At 71.2% G+C, this 15,753-nt stretch carries 15 protein-coding genes; 8 read left to right on the top strand and 7 right to left on the bottom strand.

The window, feature by feature from the left end; translation table 11 throughout:
* Positions 1–3 precede the first annotated feature (3 nt).
* Both FDA94_RS10415 and FDA94_RS10410 read right to left on the bottom strand, forming a co-directional pair.
* Complete coding sequence (locus FDA94_RS10415) at positions 4–1,785, bottom strand: HSP90 family protein (protein ID WP_137246841.1); 1,782 nt, start codon at positions 1,783–1,785, stop codon at positions 4–6.
* Between the two features lie 21 nt (positions 1,786–1,806).
* Positions 1,807–2,625 carry a hypothetical protein gene (locus FDA94_RS10410; RefSeq protein ID WP_137246840.1) on the bottom strand — a complete coding sequence of 273 codons (819 nt, stop codon included), beginning with the start codon at positions 2,623–2,625 and terminating at the stop codon, positions 1,807–1,809.
* A 50-nt stretch (positions 2,626–2,675) separates the two neighbouring features.
* Between FDA94_RS10410 and arfB the strand changes: the two genes are divergently transcribed.
* The gene (arfB, locus tag FDA94_RS10405) at positions 2,676–3,071 is read left to right on the top strand and encodes an alternative ribosome rescue aminoacyl-tRNA hydrolase ArfB (protein WP_137246839.1); all 396 of its coding nucleotides are present in this window, start codon (positions 2,676–2,678) and stop codon (positions 3,069–3,071) included.
* On the opposite strand, the gene FDA94_RS10400 is transcribed toward arfB, so the two are convergent.
* Entirely contained in the window at positions 3,068–3,682 is a 615-nt protein-coding gene (locus FDA94_RS10400; protein WP_137246838.1) for a hypothetical protein, read from the bottom strand. The genes arfB and FDA94_RS10400 overlap by 4 nt on opposite strands.
* A gap of 39 nt (positions 3,683–3,721) precedes the next feature.
* Positions 3,722–4,501 carry an HAD-IIA family hydrolase gene (locus FDA94_RS10395; protein WP_062433087.1) on the bottom strand — a complete coding sequence of 260 codons (780 nt, stop codon included), beginning with the start codon at positions 4,499–4,501 and terminating at the stop codon, positions 3,722–3,724.
* A gap of 56 nt (positions 4,502–4,557) precedes the next feature.
* Between FDA94_RS10395 and FDA94_RS10390 the strand changes: the two genes are divergently transcribed.
* Positions 4,558–5,577: an LLM class flavin-dependent oxidoreductase gene (locus tag FDA94_RS10390; RefSeq protein WP_137246837.1), complete on the top strand. Its 1,020-nt coding sequence runs from the start codon at positions 4,558–4,560 to the stop codon at positions 5,575–5,577.
* Here the strand turns inward: FDA94_RS10390 and FDA94_RS10385 are convergent.
* Complete coding sequence (locus tag FDA94_RS10385; RefSeq protein ID WP_137246836.1) at positions 5,570–6,457, bottom strand: TIGR03619 family F420-dependent LLM class oxidoreductase; 888 nt, start codon at positions 6,455–6,457, stop codon at positions 5,570–5,572. The two genes, FDA94_RS10390 and FDA94_RS10385, sit on opposite strands and share 8 nt — an antisense overlap.
* 16 nt (positions 6,458–6,473) lie before the next feature.
* On the opposite strand from FDA94_RS10385, the gene FDA94_RS10380 reads away from it, so the two are divergent.
* On the top strand, positions 6,474–7,301 hold the full coding sequence (locus tag FDA94_RS10380) for a phosphotransferase family protein (protein ID WP_170990877.1): 828 nt from the start codon (positions 6,474–6,476) through the stop codon (positions 7,299–7,301).
* Between the two features lie 27 nt (positions 7,302–7,328).
* Entirely contained in the window at positions 7,329–7,610 is a 282-nt protein-coding gene (locus FDA94_RS10375) for a TFIIB-type zinc ribbon-containing protein (RefSeq protein ID WP_419672892.1), read from the top strand.
* A gap of 55 nt (positions 7,611–7,665) precedes the next feature.
* On the opposite strand, the gene FDA94_RS10370 is transcribed toward FDA94_RS10375, so the two are convergent.
* Complete coding sequence (locus tag FDA94_RS10370) at positions 7,666–9,234, bottom strand: ABC-F family ATP-binding cassette domain-containing protein (RefSeq protein WP_137246835.1); 1,569 nt, start codon at positions 9,232–9,234, stop codon at positions 7,666–7,668.
* Between the two features lie 136 nt (positions 9,235–9,370).
* Entirely contained in the window at positions 9,371–11,314 is a 1,944-nt protein-coding gene (locus FDA94_RS10365) for a CehA/McbA family metallohydrolase (RefSeq protein WP_137246834.1), read from the bottom strand.
* Between the two features lie 217 nt (positions 11,315–11,531).
* Here FDA94_RS10365 and FDA94_RS10360 point away from each other — a divergent pair, with 217 nt between their 5' ends.
* The 4 genes from FDA94_RS10360 to FDA94_RS10345 are packed head-to-tail and all read left to right on the top strand — an operon-like array spanning position 11,532 to position 15,753.
* Positions 11,532–12,578: a hypothetical protein gene (locus tag FDA94_RS10360; protein WP_137246833.1), complete on the top strand. Its 1,047-nt coding sequence runs from the start codon at positions 11,532–11,534 to the stop codon at positions 12,576–12,578.
* 10 nt (positions 12,579–12,588) lie between these two features.
* The gene (locus tag FDA94_RS10355) at positions 12,589–13,683 is read left to right on the top strand and encodes a toxic anion resistance protein (protein ID WP_137246832.1); all 1,095 of its coding nucleotides are present in this window, start codon (positions 12,589–12,591) and stop codon (positions 13,681–13,683) included.
* On the top strand, positions 13,680–15,188 hold the full coding sequence (locus tag FDA94_RS10350; protein ID WP_137246831.1) for a vWA domain-containing protein: 1,509 nt from the start codon (positions 13,680–13,682) through the stop codon (positions 15,186–15,188). The genes FDA94_RS10355 and FDA94_RS10350 overlap by 4 nt, the downstream gene beginning before the upstream one ends.
* Complete coding sequence (locus FDA94_RS10345; RefSeq protein ID WP_137246830.1) at positions 15,175–15,753, top strand: hypothetical protein; 579 nt, start codon at positions 15,175–15,177, stop codon at positions 15,751–15,753. Before FDA94_RS10350 ends, FDA94_RS10345 begins: the two co-directional genes overlap by 14 nt.

The following is a 15,753-nucleotide window of genomic DNA, read 5'->3' as shown; positions in this document are numbered from 1 at the left end:
GGGTCATCCATGGACGGCCCAGTCGAGCAGGCCCAGGAACGACCGGTTGAGCGCGGCGGTGTCGGCCGCCCGCATCGGGTGGTGGCCGTGCAGCAGCGCCATGCCGTAGAGCGCCTCCACGGCGGTCGCCGCCAGCGCGGGATCGGACAGGCGGGTGACGCGGCGGACCAGCGGGTTGCGGTGGTTCAGCACCAGCTGCGGCTGCTCACCGCCGCCCGCGTCGAGCGCGCCCAGCACGTCGGCCCACATCTCCCCCGCCATCTCGCCGGCCTCGCGGGCCTGGGCCTCGTGGCGGGCGGCCCGGCTGGTCAGATAGAGGGCGGGCAGCGCGGCCGGGTCGAAGTCGCGCAGCACCACCTCGCAGCCCAGCGGGGCCAGCGCGGTCGCGGCGGTGGCGAGGAACCCCCGGACCGCGAGCTCGGCGGCCGGGTCGACGGGGGCCATGCGGGTGGTGAGCTCCGCCGGTTCGAGCCGCGACAGCCCGTGGCCGGGCTCGACGCGGGTCAGCCGGGCGAGGATGTCGCCGTCGTACACGTAACCGGCGTTCAGCAGCCCCACGCCCTGGGCCGCGCAGACCCCGGCGAGCTGGCGGAACTCGTCGACGTTCGTCGTGTAGCGCCCGCGCGGATGCCGGACCCGGAACTGGGCGAGGGTCATCGGCCCGTCGGCGGTCTCGTACTCGATCCACCGGTCGACCAGCCGCAGCATGTCGTCGTCGTGCAGGGCCAGCGCCTTCACGCCGAGGTGATGCAGCCGCAGGAAGCCGCGCAGCCGGGCCGGATCGGTGGCGGCCAGCCGCACCAGCCACTCGCGCAGCTGCGCGCCGAGCGCGTCGCGGGTGTGCTCCAGCAGGTCGTCGTCGTAGAGGGCCTCACGCGAGGCGGTCGGCCGCAGCTCGGCGGCGTCGACGACGCACCGCACGAAGAACGCCCACTCGGGCAGCAGCCCGGTCAGCTTCTCCGACAGCAGCATGCCCTTGAGGTAGACGCGGTGCGCGTCACGCGCCCCCGGGTTGGCCGGATGGGGCACCACGAACGCCACCCCGGTCAGCCCCGCCTCCGGCACCGCCAGGTCGATCACGTCGAAGGCCGGAAAGCCGAAGAGCTCTCTCCCGTACGCCACCAGCGCCTCCCGCCGGAGCGCGGGACTGGCGTGGCGGCCCTGCCAGGGCGCGCCCGCGCCGGAGACCGGCACGCCGTCGACGACGACCTCGACGGGCAGCAGCGAGCCGAAGAGCCGGGCCAATTCGGTTACGGTCCGGCTGGAAGTCCAGACGGCCGCGTCACGGCGGGGACGTAAGGTGACCGTGGTGCCCGGCTCGCCCGCCTGACCAGGCGCGGTGGCGACGTCGTAGCTGCCGTCCGACCGCCCGGTCCACACCACGGCGGGCCCGCCCGAGGCCGACCGCGACTCGACGTGGATCTCGTCGGCGACCAGGAACCCCGACAGCAGGCCGATGCCGAACTGCCCCAGGAACTCGTGCCGCGCGAACCCGAGCTCGTCGCGCTTGGACGAGCGCCCGATGGTCGCCAGCAGCGTGTGCACCTCGTCTTCGGTGAGCCCGATCCCGGTGTCGTGCACCCGGATCACGTCGGACCCCACCTCGACCCGGATGCGCCCGGGCGCCGTCGGATCGCCCGCCCGCCGCGCCACGATCGCGTCACAGGCGTTCTGCAGCAGCTCACGGACGTAGACGCGCGGACTGGAATAGAGATGCCGGCTGAGCAGATCGACCACTCCGCGCAGGTCGACCTGAAAGGCCCGGGTCCCTTCGGTGTACGGCACGCGACGACCCTATCGAGCTTTTTACTGGAGAAAGTCCCGCAAATGGGAGTTCAAGACACCACAACCCAGGTAATTGCGGACGGTATGAAAATCGAGCCAGTCGATGTTGCACTGGAGGTCACGTTCCACACCCTTGAAAACCGGCCGCAACTCGGCGGGAATGGCGGCGATGTCGTCCTTGTCGGCGACGTTGATCCACCGCCCGACCCCCGGCGGCCGCGCCCCCATCCCCGCGACGGGCAGCGGCGCCAGCCGCTCGAACACCACGTTCCGCATCCCCAGCGGCGACCCGAGCGTGACCAGCAGGTCGGCCCGCAGATCGGGATGCGCCCAGAACGCCTCATACGTCACCACGCTCCCCAGCGAGTGGGCGATCACCACCCGGGGCCTGCGCCGCCGGATCACCGTGGCCACCGCGTCGCGCGACAGCGTCCGGGGCGCGCCGCCGCCCAGGTAGGTGGCCACCTCGGGGCAGAAGTCCTCGGCGAACTTCAGCGCCCCCGCGCCGAGCCGGTCGAGCAGCCAGCCCGCCAGCCGGTGGGCCAGCGCGGTCAGCGTCTCCCCCGCCGCGGCGGCGACGCGATGGTCTTCGACCTGGCGCATCCAGTCGGTGAAGACCATCTTCTCCGGCGGGGCCATCTTCTTCGGCGGCTGCGGGGCGCCCTTGCGCAGGTGGTGGGCGTAGTAGGCGACCTCGACGACCGAGGCGCCGGTGAGGCCTCCCTCGTGGAGATACCGGTTCCATTTGGCGAGCATCAGGTCGGCCGCCCTGACCGGGGAACCGCCGCCCTGTTCGAAGTACTTGTACTTGCCGATGCCGTGCACGCCGACGATGGTCACCCGCCCACAGTGCCGGAAAAATCCGTTGATCGCACAGCTAATCTGGAGGCATGACCGAGATTCCGGAGGCCGAGCTCAGCTGGCGGTTCTCGCGTTCCTCCGGGCCCGGCGGCCAGGGTGTGAACACGACCGACAGCCGGGTCGAGCTCAGCTTCGACATCGCCAATTCCCAGGCGCTGACCGACGTACAGCGGGAACGGGCCCTTGAGAGGCTGGCCCACCGGCTGGTCGACGGCGTGCTGACGATCGCCGCCCAGGAGTTCCGCTCCCAGCTGCGCAACCGGGAGGCGGCCCGCACCCGCCTGGAGGCGACGCTGCGCGACGCGATCGCCCCGCCCGCGAAGAAGCGGCGCCCGACCAAGCCCTCGAAGGGCCAGGTGGAGCGCCGCCTGGAGAACAAGAAGCGCCGGTCCGACGTGAAGAGACTGCGCCGCGACGTCTCCTAGCGCTCGGTCCGGTCCTCCATCTCCCAGACGTGGTCGAGCACGTGCCAGATGATCCGCCGGGAGGCGTAGCGGACCGGCCAGCGGTAGTCGTCGCCGTCGAGCGGCCGTGACACCACCTCCAGCAGCCTGGGCCGCATCTCGGCGACCTCCGCCGGCCTGATCCGCACGTCGAGCTTGGCGGCGTAGGCCCGTTCGGCCTCCGCGACGTGGGCGACCATCTTGTCGCGGTCGCGCCCGCCGCCGCGCGGCCCCTTGCGCAGCTCTTCCGGGGTGATCCCGACGACGTCGTCGAAGACCTCCCAGGCGGCCCGCATCAGCGCGGCGTTCTTGGCCGCCTCGGCCGCGCCCCAGGGCTCGGAGTCGAGGACGGCGGGCAGGGCCGGGGCGCCGAAGTCGGTCGTCGCGTTGCCGGTGATCTTCTCGGCCACCCGGATCTCGCCGGGCTCGAACACCAGCCCGGCCCGGTCGGCCACCACGCGGTAGCGCTCCTCATAGGAGAGGAGCGCCTCGATCGCGTCCTCCTCGGTCTTGGCCGACCGGCTCCAGCCCGGCCAGTCGACCGAGTTGGCGAACACCCGCTTCTTGCCGAGCTCCAGGTAGATGGTGTGCATGTCTCCACCCTGGCACCCATACCTGCCAGAACGTGGCAGCTACACCAGGTCGATCAGGTCGGCGACCGAGTTCACGACCTGCGAGGGCCGGTAGGGCCAGCGGTCGATCTGGTCGGCCTTGGAGACGCCGGTCAGCACCAGGATCGTGTGCAGGCCCGCCTCCATGCCGCAGACCACGTCGGTGTCCATGCGGTCGCCGATCATCGCGGTCGACTCGCTGTGGGCGTCGATGCGGTTGAGGGCGCTGCGCATCATCATCGGGTTGGGCTTGCCGACGAAGTAGGGGTCGACGCCGGTCGCCTTGGTGATCATCGCGGCGACCGCGCCGCAGGCCGGGAGGTTGCCCTCGTGGGAGGGGCCGACGGCGTCGGGGTTGGTGGCGATGAAGCGGGCGCCGTTCTCGATCAGCCGGATCGCCCGCGTTATGTGGGAGAAGCTGTAGGTGCGGGTCTCGCCGAGCACGACGTAGTCGGGGTTGAGGTCGGTCAGGACGTAGCCGGCCTCGTGCAGGGCGGTGGTGAGGCCCGACTCGCCGATCACGTAGGCGCTGCCCTCGGGCCGCTGGGCCGACAGGAAGTCGGCGGTGGCCATCGCGGAGGTCCAGATCGCCTCCGGCGGCACCTCCAGGCCCGCCGACCGCAGCCGGACAGACAGGTCGCGCGGGGTGTAGATCGAGTTGTTGGTGAGCACCAGGAAGCGTTTCCCCGAGGCCTCCAGCCGCTTGATGAACTCGTCGGCTCCCGGCACGGGTTGACCTTCGTGGACCAGGACGCCGTCCATGTCGGACAGCCAGCATTCGATCGGCTTGCGCTCACTCATGGGGCTAAGCATCGCAGAAGGAAATAACCGGAGTAAGACTCCGGTTATCTGTGGTTATGGACAATATCCACGGTGTGGCCCGGGGGACGGCCGAGGTCCCCCTGTCGGTGCTCGAACTCGCGACGGTGGGCGTGGGGATCACCCCCACCGAGGCCCTGCGCGGGGCGACCGACCTGGCCAGGAAGGTCGAAGAGTGGGGCTTCCACCGCATCTGGGTGGCCGAGCACCACGGCATGCCGGGGGTGGCCAGTTCGTCGCCCGCCGTGCTGATCGCCCATCTGGCGGCGGCCACCGAGCGGATCAGGATCGGGTCGGGCGGCGTGATGCTGCCCAACCACGCTCCGCTGGTGGTGGCCGAGCAGTTCGGCACCCTGGAGGCGCTGCACCCGGGCCGCATCGACCTGGGACTGGGCCGCGCGCCCGGCACCGACATGGCCACCGCGCACGCCCTGCGCCGCCGGGCCGAGGTCGACCCCGACGAGTTCCCGCAGCACGTCAACGAGCTGACCGCCTTCCTCGACGGCACCTTCCCGCGCATCCAGGCGATCCCGCGCGGGCCGCAGCGCCCGCCGATCTGGCTGCTCGGGTCGAGCGGCTTCTCGGCCAAGCTCGCCGGGCTGCTCGGCCTGCCGTTCGCGTTCGCGCACCACTTCAGCGCGGCCAACACCGAACCGGCGCTGGAGCTCTACCGCGCCTCCTTCCGCCCGTCGGAGGTGCTGGCCGAGCCCTACGCGATGATCGGCGTCTCGGCGCTGGCGGCCGAGACCGAGGAGGAGGCCTACCGGCAGGCGCTGCCGGGCGCGCTGTCGTTCCTCCGCCTGCGGTCGGGCACGCCGGGCCCCTTCCCGACGCCCGAGGAGGCGCACGAGTACGAGTTCAGCCCCATGGAGGCCGAGTTCGTCCGCGACCGCCTGTCGAACGTCGCCCTGGGCACCCCGGAACAGGTCCGCGCCCACCTCGACGAGCTGCGCAAGCGGACCGACGCCGACGAGCTGATGATCACCACGATGGTCCACGGCACCGAGACGCGCATCCGCTCCTACGAGCTGATCGCCCGCGCCTACGGCCTCATCTAGGGGCCAGGTTCTCCATCGCCTCCTCGGCCAGGGCCAGGGAGGCGGCCGGGTCGGCGTCGGGGGCGCCGAAGGCGGGGTTGAAGTTGAGGTCGTGGAAGACCTCGGTGACGCCCTTCGCCGCGAGCGCCTCGACGTCCTCCCGGATCTTCTCGTACGGCCCCGACAGGGGCTGGCTCGCGTCCTTGCCCGGCCGGGTGACGCCGCGGCAGACGAAGCGGGTCACCTCGCGGCCCGCCTCCGCGGCGGCCTCCCTGACCTGGTCGATCATGGCCGGGAGGTCCTCGGCGAGCATGCGGCTGGAGCTGATCCACCCGTCGGCCAGCCGCCCGGCCCGGCGCAGCGCGGCGGGCGCCCCGCCGCCGAGCAGGATGGGCGGCGGCGTCTCCGGCTTCGGCTCCTGGCGCGAGGGCACCACGTCGTAGAACTCGCCGTGGTGCTCGATCACCTCGTCGGTCCAGAACCGGCGCAGCAGCGTGAGGTACTCGTCGGCGCGCTTGCCCCGGCGCTCCAGCGGCACCTTCGAGGCGATGAACTCCTCCTCCATCCAGCCCAGCCCGAGCCCGGCGTCGAGCCGCCCTGCGCTCACCGACTGCAACGTGGCCAGCTGCTTGCCCAGCAGCGCGGGCGAGAAGAAGGGCAGGTTCAGCACGGCCACGCCGAGCCTGATCCGCGAGGTCAGCGCCGCGACGTACGCGAGCGACACGATCGGGTCCTGCACGCTGCGGTAGACGGCGCCGATGTCGGTGCCGGCGGGATGGAGCAGCCGCTGGAACGTCCAGATCTCGTGGTAGCCGAGTTCCTCCGCCCGCGTCGCCACCCGGGCCATGATCTGGGGGGTCGCCCACGTGCCCGACACGGGCACACCGAAGCCGATTCTCATGTCTTAGATTGTCCGGGTGTCCCTCCTCGACGAACTCGTGCGCCACGCGGGCGGCGGCGATCCCACCGTCGATCACATTGTGCTGAAGGCCACCCGCGTGCTCGTCGTCCGGGTGGGCGACGTGGTGGTGAAGGCCCACGAGGCCGACACCGACGAGGCCGCGCTGAAGGCGCGCCTGTCCGTCGAGCTGCCCGCCGGGCTGATGCTCCGGGCGCTGTCGGTCGACCGGGTCGGCGGGCGCATCGTCACCGTGTGGCCCGCCGGGACGCCGCTCACGCCCGACGACCTCGACGACGCCCCGTGGGAGGAGGCCGGCGAGCTGCTGGCCGAGCTGCACCGCCAGCCGGTCCCCGACGGGGTGCCCATGATGGGCGGCCCCGAACGGGTGACGCGCGCGGTGGCACGGCTCGAACCGGACGACCTCCCCCGCAGGGCGTACACCACCCTGAACCTCAATCAGCGGCGGCGGGTGCTGACGCACGGCGACTGGCACCTCGGCCAGCTGCTGCGCCACGACGGCGCCTGGACGCTCATCGACCCCGACGACCTCGGCTGGGGCGATCCGGCGTGGGATCTGGCCCGGCCGGCCGCGTGGTTCGCCAACGGGCTCATGGACCCGGCGGGCTGGGACCGCCTGACGCGTTCCTACCTGCGGGCCGGTGGCACCGCGATGTCCGGCGACGACATGTGGCGGGAACTCGACGGGCCGGCCCGCGCGTTGACCGTCCAGTTGGCGGCCGTCGCGGTGGCCAATGCCCGCGAAGACGGTGTCCCGCTTGACGACGCGGCGGCGGCTCTGATGTCCTCCTGCGAGAGGATCCTGACCGCCCCGCCGCTGTCCTAGAGTGAACGGTGCACGTCACATAAGGAGATGAACCTCATGCAGTGCCCTAAGTGCAGAGGCAACATGCGGACTCTTGACCGCAACGGCGTCCACATCGAGCAGTGCGACAACTGCCGCGGCATCTTCCTCGACTACGGCGAGCTCGAGACCCTGAGCCGCATGGAGAGCCAGTGGGCCCAGCAGCACTACTCGGCCCCGCCGCCCCCGCCCCCGCCCGCCCACGGCCCCGCCTGGGGTCACGGTGGTCACCACGGCGGCCACTACGGCCACCGCCGCAACAGCTGGGTGGGCATGCTCTTCTCCAGCTGACCCGAACGTCCGGCGAGCCGTCACCCCGTCACAGGGGTGGCGGCTCGCCGTGTGTTCACAGGTCCAGGCGCCGCGTGATGCCGATCGAGTCGAGGAACGGCAGATCGTGGCTGGCCACGATCAGCGCGCCCCGGTAGCCCGTCAGCGCGCCCGCGAGCTGGCGCACGCTCGCCAGGTCGAGGTTGTTGGTCGGCTCGTCGAGCAGCAGCAGCTGCGGCTGCGCGAACAGCAGCCGGGCCAGCGCGGCCCGGAACCGCTCCCCGCCCGACAGCGTGCCGGCGATCTGGTCGGCGCGGTCGCCCCGGAACAGGAACCGCGCCAGGCCCGCGCGGATCTCGTTCTCCGACGCGCCGGGCGCGACGGCGCGCACGTTGGCCGCGATGCTCACCGTCTCGTCGAGCACGTCGAGCCGCTGCGGCAGATACCGCGTCGGCACGAGTTCGGGCCACCGCGTGACGGCCTCCAGCAGCGTCGTCTTGCCCGAGCCGTTCGGGCCGAGCAGCGCGATGCGTTCGGGCCCTCTGACGACGAGCTCCGACGGTTCCCGGCCGCGCCGTTCCGGCACCAATTCCAGCGGTCCCGACACGTCCCGGTCGGTGACGAACGTGCCGCCGAGCGGGAACTCCAGCACCATCCGGGTCTGCGGCACGGCCGTGCCCGGCAGGTCGACGCGGATCTCGGCCTCGTCGCGGATCGCCTCTTCGGCCTCGGTGAGCCGGTCGCGGGCGCCGGCGAGCCGCTCCTCGTGCATGACGCGGTGCTTGCCGGCGCTCTCCTGGGCGGCGCGTTTCTTCGCCCCGACGACGATCTTCGGCAGGCCCCGGGTGGCCTCCGCCTTCCTGGCGTTCTTCGCCCGCTTGGTGAGCTTCTCGTGCGCCTCGACCAGCTCGCGCTTCTCGCGCCGCACCTCGCCCTCGGCCGCGCGGACCATCCGCTCGGCCGCCTCCTGCTCCACTTCGAGCACGTCCTCGTACGCCGTCAGCCCGCCCCCGAACACCCGCCCGTCGGGCAGTTCGGCGAGCCGGTCGACGAGGTCGAGCAGCACCCGGTCGTGGCTGACCACGACGATCGTGCCCGGCCAGGCGGTGACGGCGTCGTAGAGCCGGTGGCGGGCGGCCAGGTCGAGGTTGTTGGTCGGTTCGTCGAGGAGCAGCACGTCGGGGGCGCGCAGGAATTCGGCGGCGAGGCCGACCATGACCGTCTCGCCGCCCGAGAGCGTGGCGACGGTCCGGTCGAGGCCGACGTCGTCGAGGCCGAGCTTGTCGAGTTCGGCGCGGGCGCGTTCCTCCACGTCCCAGACGACGTTCTCGAAGTGCTCCTCGGAGGTGTCACCGGCTTCGATGGCGTGCAGGGCGCGCCGCGCCACGGTGATGCCCATCAGATCGGAGACGGTGCGGTTCACGCCGAGCGGCAGGTTCTGCGGCAGGTAGCCCACCGAGCCCGACACCTGGATCGAGCCCCTGATGGGCACCAGCTCACCGGCGGCCAGCTTGAGAAGGGTGGACTTGCCGGAACCGTTCACCCCGATGAGCCCGGTCACGCCGGGGCCGATCACGAGGTCGAGGCCTTCGAAGACGGGGGTGCCGTCGGCCCAATAGAAGAAAAGATCGTCGCAGCGCAACATGGCGCACCAACTCCAGAGGTCATGTGTCAGAGAGAAACGGACATGATCTCTAGAGCTCCAACGGATCTCCCCTGGGCAGGCGATGTGACGTCGTCCACGCTAGGCGAGCTGGTCACCAGCCTGCAAATCAATTTCGTCAGAGGCGGGCGCGGTAGATCTGCGCGGCCTTCTCGATCAGGTCGAGGTGGTCGGCGAGCTGGCTCGGGGAGTCGAGGCGGGCGTGCGACCTGACGGTCTGGTCGAGCAGGGCCAGCCAGTCGAGGCACCACCGTACGTCCTCGACCCGGGCGACCGGGCGGCCGGCGACGTCGACGTAGATGGGGCTGGTGTGGGCGTACACCCGGCGGTGCAGGCTGCGGCGGTGGGGGCCGCCGCTCGCGGTGGCGACGACGTAGGTCGGTTCGGTGATCGTCAGGGTGGTCCGCAGCTCGCCGCCCGGACCGGCGGCGACCACGCCGTCGGCGGTGACGATCTCCAGGCGTTCCACCTCGGGGCCGACACTGCGGGCGACGATCTCGACCTCGTCGCCGGCCGCCAGGCACCAGGTGTCGCCGATCTCGGCTCCCCCGGCGGTCAGCTCCAGCCACGGCCCGGTGGTGGCGAAGGTCCGGCCCTGTCGCACGGCGTGCGCGTACGCCTCGGCGGAGAGGGGGCCGCCGAGACGGGCGTACACGCGTTCCCAGCCGGGCGGGCTGGAGACGGTGTCCTGCCGGGTGTACGACAGCATCGAGTCGGTGCCCGCCAGCGCGGCCAGGCGGTTGCCCGCGCCGAGCAGGCGGCGGTAGACCTCGACGGTGCCGGAGAACTCCGAGAAGTGCAGCAGTTCGACGCCGTCGACCAGGCCGAGCGCGGCGTCGACGACCAGGGCGCGGGCGTTGCAGTCGCGCTGGGCGGCGCCGATGACGTCGCCGGGGGTGGCGACCGGGCCGTGGAACGGGTGGGCGTAACCGAGCACCGCCTGGAGTTCGCGCAGTTCACCGCAGGCGGCGCCGTTCGGGGGCCAGTCGGCGTCGTCGAGGAAGCCGGTGTGGTAGATCGACGGCGGGGCGGCCAGGCCGAAGGCGTGCACGTGGCCGAGCAGGTCGTTGCGGTATTCGACGCCCATCCGGGCGACGTGCCCGGCGTCCGACCAGGGCAGGTCGCGGCCGGCCCAGTGGTGCAGCGCCTCCTGGTCGTAGACGCGGCGGCCGGCCACGTTGCCCGCCACCAGGTTGAGCACGTGCAGGTCCTCGCCGTGCTGCATGACGGCGGCCTCGGCGGGGGCGGCCACCACGTCGCCGGCCCAGTTGAGGTGGACGTGCAGGTCGGCGCCATACCAGCCCTTCGCGGCGGCGTCGTAGACGCGGGACGGGGTGAGTTCGACCGTGGTCTCGCGCCAGGGCGACGGGACGACCTGGGTCTCGGCGAGTTCGTACTCCATGCCGCGGGTCACCCCGACGACCAGCGGTTCGGCCGGTACGGCCACCGTCACGTCGTCACCGTGGAAGTAGGGCACGCCGTGGTAGTCGCGCCGGTGCGGGACGCCGTCGGGCCACCAGCCCTGGCCGTCGGTGGATGTCACGCTCCAGCGGCAGGGGAACCCGGCCTTCAGGCGCAGCCGCGCGGGGACGGCCGCCCGGGTGAGCACCGACAGGTCGACCGGCTCGCCGTCGCAGCGCAGGTCGCTGTCGCTGGTGAACTCGGCCAGGCGGGCGCCGCCCGAGCCGATGACGTGCTCGGTTCCGTCGAGGGTGACGGTGGCGGTGGTCGTACGGGCCGAGTCGACCAGCAGCACGCCCGCCACGGGGGTCGCGGAGAGCACCGCGCACGAGCGGGCCTCCAGGATGTAGCCGCCGGAGGTGAGCCGCAGCACGGTCAGCCCGTCGGGGGCCTCCCGGCCGCTCACGGCGTCGCGGAAGGCCCGGTCGAGGTCGGTGTCGCCGGACATCTGATAGGCCTCGTCCGGAAACCGGAGGAAGCTCAGCATGCGCACATAGCCGATCGGCGGTTCACCCCAGGTGATGCCGTGCTCGGCCAGCAGGGCGCGGTAGTCGTCGAGGGCCCGTGCCACCACCGGTGGCAACAACGGGTCGTGATGCATGGTCGCCTCCCCGATATCCGAAAGCGACAGCATCGTCACACCGGATCACCGGGCATGGGGTGCAATCGTGCGTCGGGGTGAAGTGAGGTCGAACGCGGTGGGGGAAAACCCGAACCGGGAGTGAAAACCGTCACCCGTGAAATCGTGATGAACGAGCTCTGAATTCTTTTTGTGGCCCGCATCGGTTTTCGCGGCTTCTCACATAATTCAGGGTGAGATGAGGAGAAGATTACTCGGCGTGGCGCTGGCCGTCCTTCTGACCGGAGGGGTCGTCGCGGCCCTCGTCCTGGGGAACCTGGGGTCAGGCGTCACCGTCGTCCGCGGCGTCATCGGGTCGGAGAAGAAGCCGTTCTTCGACGACCCGCAGGTCAAGGCCGCCTTCGCGAAGCACGGCCTCCAGGTGGAGGTCGACACCGCCGGGTCCCGCGAGATCGCCGGGAGCGTGGACCTGAGCACCTATTCGTTCGCCTTCCCGTCGAGCGCCCCGGCGGCCGAGAAGATCAAGAAGGAGCGCGGGGTCGCCGCGACCTTCGCGCCGTTCTTCTCGCCCATGGCGGTGGCGACCTTCGAGCCGATCGTGGCCACGCTGACGCAGGCGGGGGTCGTGAGCGGCACCACGTTCGACATCAAGAAATATCTAGAAATAGTAGATAAAGGCACTCGGTGGGATGCACTGCCCGGTTCGGCGTACAAAGCCAGAAAACGGGTGCTGCTCACCACGACCGACATCCGCACCTCGAACTCCGCGGCCATGTACCTGGCGCTGACCAGCTACGTCGCCAACGGCGACGACGTCGTCACGGGCGCCGACACGCAGGTCGCCGAACGGGTCGCGCCGCTGTTCCTCGACCAGGGCTACTCCGAGTCGACGTCCGAGGCGCCGTTCGAGGACTACCTGGCCATGGGGATGGGCAAAACCCCAATGATCATGGTGTACGAGGCCCAGTACGCCGCCCGCCTGTTCGCGAACGACGGCACGATCGGCCCGCAGATGCGGCTGCTCTACCCCTCGCCGACGGTGCTCAGCAAGCACACCCTGGTGCCCTTCGACGAGAACGCGAACAAGGTCGGCCGCCTGCTGACCGACGACCCCGAGTTCGCCCGGCTCGCCGCCCGGCACGGCTTCCGCACCGCCGACCCCGGCGTGTTCGCCGGCCTCGCGAAGGGCACCCCGCTCACCCGCGACCTGGTCGACGTGGTCGAGCCGCCCACCTACGACCACCTCGAACAGCTCGTCGCCCTGATCGAAGAGCGCTACCTCTGAGGAACCACTGATGGACCTGGTACTCACGCCACCGGAGCCGGTCCCCCCGGTGCCCGCGGAGAAGGCGTCGCGGATGATGCCGATCTCCGACGAACGGGACGCCGAACTGGCCGGACGGGCCCGCGCGTTCGCCGGCGAGCTGGCCGCGCTCGACCCGCGCTCCCCCGACTTCACCAAGAAGGTCGCCGACATCACCGCGATGGGCGCGACCGAGATCGGCTCGTCGTCGCAGGTCTCCAACCGCATGCTCCGCCGGCCGCTCAAGGCGGCGGAGGGACCGGTCGCGAACGACCTGGTGTCGCTGCGCCGCACGATCGTCGACCTCGACCCGAAGAACGCCACCGCCGGCCGCCGCCTGATGGGCCTGTTACCCGGCCGGCTGCGCGACTACTTCGCCAAGTACCAGAGCGCGCAGAAGCACCTCGACGACATCGTGCGCTCGCTCAAGTCGGGCCAGGACGAGTTGCGCAAGGACAACGCCGCCATCGACGGTGAGCGCCGCCTGCTGTGGGACGCCATGCTCAAGCTCCAGGAGTACGTCGTCGTCGCCACCGCCCTCGACGCCGAGATCGAGGAGCTGATCCTGCGCGAGCACGACGAGGAGCGGATCACCGCGCTGCGCAGCGACGCCCTGTTCGCGGTGCGGCAGCGCCACCAGGACCTGCTCACCCAGCTCGCCGTCTCGGCGCAGGGCTACCTGGCGCTCGACCTGGTGCGCAAGAACAACCTGGAGCTCATCAAGGGCGTCGACCGGGCCACCACCACGACGATGGCCGCGCTGCGCACGGCGGTCGTGGTCGCCCAGGCGCTCGCCGGGCAGAAGCTGGTGCTCGACCAGATCACCGCGCTCAACGCGACCACCTCCGACCTCATCGTGTCGACGAGCGAACTGCTCCGCGGCCAGGCCGCCGACATCCAGGCGCAGGCCGCCGCGACGACGGTCGACCTCGACGCGCTGCGCAAGGCGTTCGACAACGTCTACGCCACCATCGACACCATCGACGAGTTCCGCGCGCGGGCCGTGGAGAACATGGCCACCACGGTGGGCAGCCTCACGGTCGAGATCGAGAACGCGCGCAAATACCTGGAGCGGAGCGAGCGATGAGGCGGGCCCTCCTGGCGCTGCTGCTGGCCGCGGCGTCGCTGACCGCGTGCTCGGCCGACGAGCCGTTCCGCATCCTGGCCGGCAGCGAGGTCGCCGACCTCGAACCGCTGCTGAAGGAGTCGGGCCTCGATGTCGAGTTCACCTACACCGGCACCCTCGACGGCGCCGAGCAGGTGGCCCGCGGCGATGCCGGCGACTACGACGCGACCTGGTTCTCCTCCAACCGCTACCTGTCGCTGATCGACGGGGCGCGCGAGAGGCTGTCGACCCAGACGAAGATCATGAACTCGCCGGTGGTGCTGGGCCTCAAGCCCGCCAAGGCCGCCGAGCTCGGCTGGGACGGCAAGCCGGTGACCTGGTCGGACATCGCGACCGCCGCCGCCGCGCACCGCTTCACCTTCGGGATGACCAATCCCGCCTCGTCGAACTCGGGGTTCTCGGCCCTGGTCGGGGTCGCGGCGGCGCTCTCGGACGCCGGCGAGGCCCTCGACGCGGGGACGATCGCGTCGGTGACGCCGCGCATGAAGGAGTTCTTCTCGGCGCAGCGGCTCACCGCCGGTTCGTCGGGGTGGCTGGCCGAGGCCTACACGGCGCGGCCCGACGTCGACGGGCTCGTGAACTACGAGTCGGTGCTGCTCGGCATGCGCGACGACCTGACACTCGTCTATCCCTCCGACGGGGTGGTGTCGGCCGACTATCCGCTGACCCTGCTCGCCTCCTCCTCCCGGAGGGAGCAGTACGACACGCTGGTCGCGTGGCTGCGTACACCCGAGACCCAGCGGAAGATCATGACGGCCACCCACCGGAGGCCGATCGTGCCCGGGGTCGCGCCGGCGCCGGAGTTCGGGTCGGCCGCACTGGTCGAGCTGCCCTTCCCCAACCGGCGGTCGGCGGCCGACCAGCTCATCGCGGCCTACCTGAACGACGTGCGGGTGCCCGCGCGGGCGATGTACGTGCTGGACACCTCCGGCTCGATGGAGGGTGACCGCATCGAGAGCCTGCGCGCCGCCCTCGTGACGCTGACCGGCGCCGACACCTCCGCCTACGGGACGTTCTCCCGGTTCCGCAACCGCGAGCAGGTCGCCCTGCGGCCGTTCAGCGACCACCCCAAAGGACAGCAGGACTACGAGATCCCCACCTCGAACCCCGAATCGGTGCTCGCCCAGATCAAGAGCTACGCCGAGAGCCTGTCGGCCGACGGGGGCACCGCCATCTACGACGCGCTGCGCGCCGCCTACGAGCAGAAGGTCGACTCCGGGCGCTATTCGTCGATCGTGCTGATGACCGACGGCGAGAACACCGACGGCACCGAGTACCTCGACTTCCAGCTCTACTACCAGGCGCTGCCCGCCGAGCAGAAGGCGGTCAGGACCTTCGTGGTGCTGTTCGGCGACAGCGACGCCGACGAGATGAACCAGGTCGCGAAGCTGACCGGCGGCGCCGTCTTCGACGCCAGGAACGGCTCGCTGGCCGAGGCGTTCAAGGAGATCCGTGGCTACCAGTGACCGGATCCTGACCTACCTGGGCTCGACGAAGAACATCGCCGGCTCGATCTGCGGGCTGGTCGGGGTGGGCCTGGTGTTCCTGGGCGTCGCGGGCGCGTTCTGGCCCGTGGTGGTCGTCGGCCTGTACGGCCTGGGCGCGCTCCTGGCCCCCTCCGACCGGACCAGAGTGGTGCTGTCCCTCGCCAAGGCCGAGACCAAGGCCTTGCGGGCCGAACTCGACACCCTGGTCGGACGGCTGCGCGGCCTCCCGCCCGACGTGATCGACCGCGTGGTCGACCTGGCCGAGACGCTGCGCGGCGTGCTCGGCCGGGTCGAGTCCCCCGACCACCTCCACGTGGTGTCCCAGACGATCCGCGACTACCTCCCGACCAGCCTCGACGCCTACGGACGCCTGCCCCTGGCCCGGAGGGAGGCCGCCCACGCCGAACTGCTGGGCCAGCTCGACCTGCTGAAGACGGGCCTGGGCCGGGTCGCCGACGCCGTCCACGCCGGGGACGAGCAGGCGTTGAAGGACCAGGGCCGCTTCCTGCAGGACCGGTTCGGCGGGTCGTCCCTGGACCTGTGA

The sequence above is a fragment of the Herbidospora galbida genome, from assembly GCF_005233835.1.
In the GTDB taxonomy this organism is placed as follows: Bacteria; Actinomycetota; Actinomycetes; order Streptosporangiales; family Streptosporangiaceae; genus Herbidospora; species Herbidospora galbida.
Note: the sequence above shows the minus strand (reverse complement) of the source record. Positions and strands in the feature narration are given on the sequence as shown.

What these genes read in the sequence shown, in the direction of transcription:
- arfB (WP_137246839.1), top strand. Translation starts at nt 2,676, where the DNA reads ATGACCGAGATTCCGGAGGCCGAGCTCAGCTGGCGGTTCTCGCGTTCC.
- FDA94_RS10400 (WP_137246838.1), bottom strand. Translation starts at nt 3,682, where the DNA reads ATGCACACCATCTACCTGGAGCTCGGCAAGAAGCGGGTGTTCGCCAAC.
- FDA94_RS10395 (WP_062433087.1), bottom strand. Translation starts at nt 4,501, where the DNA reads ATGAGTGAGCGCAAGCCGATCGAATGCTGGCTGTCCGACATGGACGGC.
- FDA94_RS10390 (WP_137246837.1), top strand. Translation starts at nt 4,558, where the DNA reads ATGGACAATATCCACGGTGTGGCCCGGGGGACGGCCGAGGTCCCCCTG.
- FDA94_RS10385 (WP_137246836.1), bottom strand. Translation starts at nt 6,457, where the DNA reads ATGAGAATCGGCTTCGGTGTGCCCGTGTCGGGCACGTGGGCGACCCCC.
- FDA94_RS10375 (WP_419672892.1), top strand. Translation starts at nt 7,329, where the DNA reads ATGAACCTCATGCAGTGCCCTAAGTGCAGAGGCAACATGCGGACTCTT.
- FDA94_RS10370 (WP_137246835.1), bottom strand. Translation starts at nt 9,234, where the DNA reads ATGTTGCGCTGCGACGATCTTTTCTTCTATTGGGCCGACGGCACCCCC.
- FDA94_RS10365 (WP_137246834.1), bottom strand. Translation starts at nt 11,314, where the DNA reads ATGCATCACGACCCGTTGTTGCCACCGGTGGTGGCACGGGCCCTCGAC.
- FDA94_RS10360 (WP_137246833.1), top strand. Translation starts at nt 11,532, where the DNA reads ATGAGGAGAAGATTACTCGGCGTGGCGCTGGCCGTCCTTCTGACCGGA.
- FDA94_RS10355 (WP_137246832.1), top strand. Translation starts at nt 12,589, where the DNA reads ATGGACCTGGTACTCACGCCACCGGAGCCGGTCCCCCCGGTGCCCGCG.
- FDA94_RS10350 (WP_137246831.1), top strand. Translation starts at nt 13,680, where the DNA reads ATGAGGCGGGCCCTCCTGGCGCTGCTGCTGGCCGCGGCGTCGCTGACC.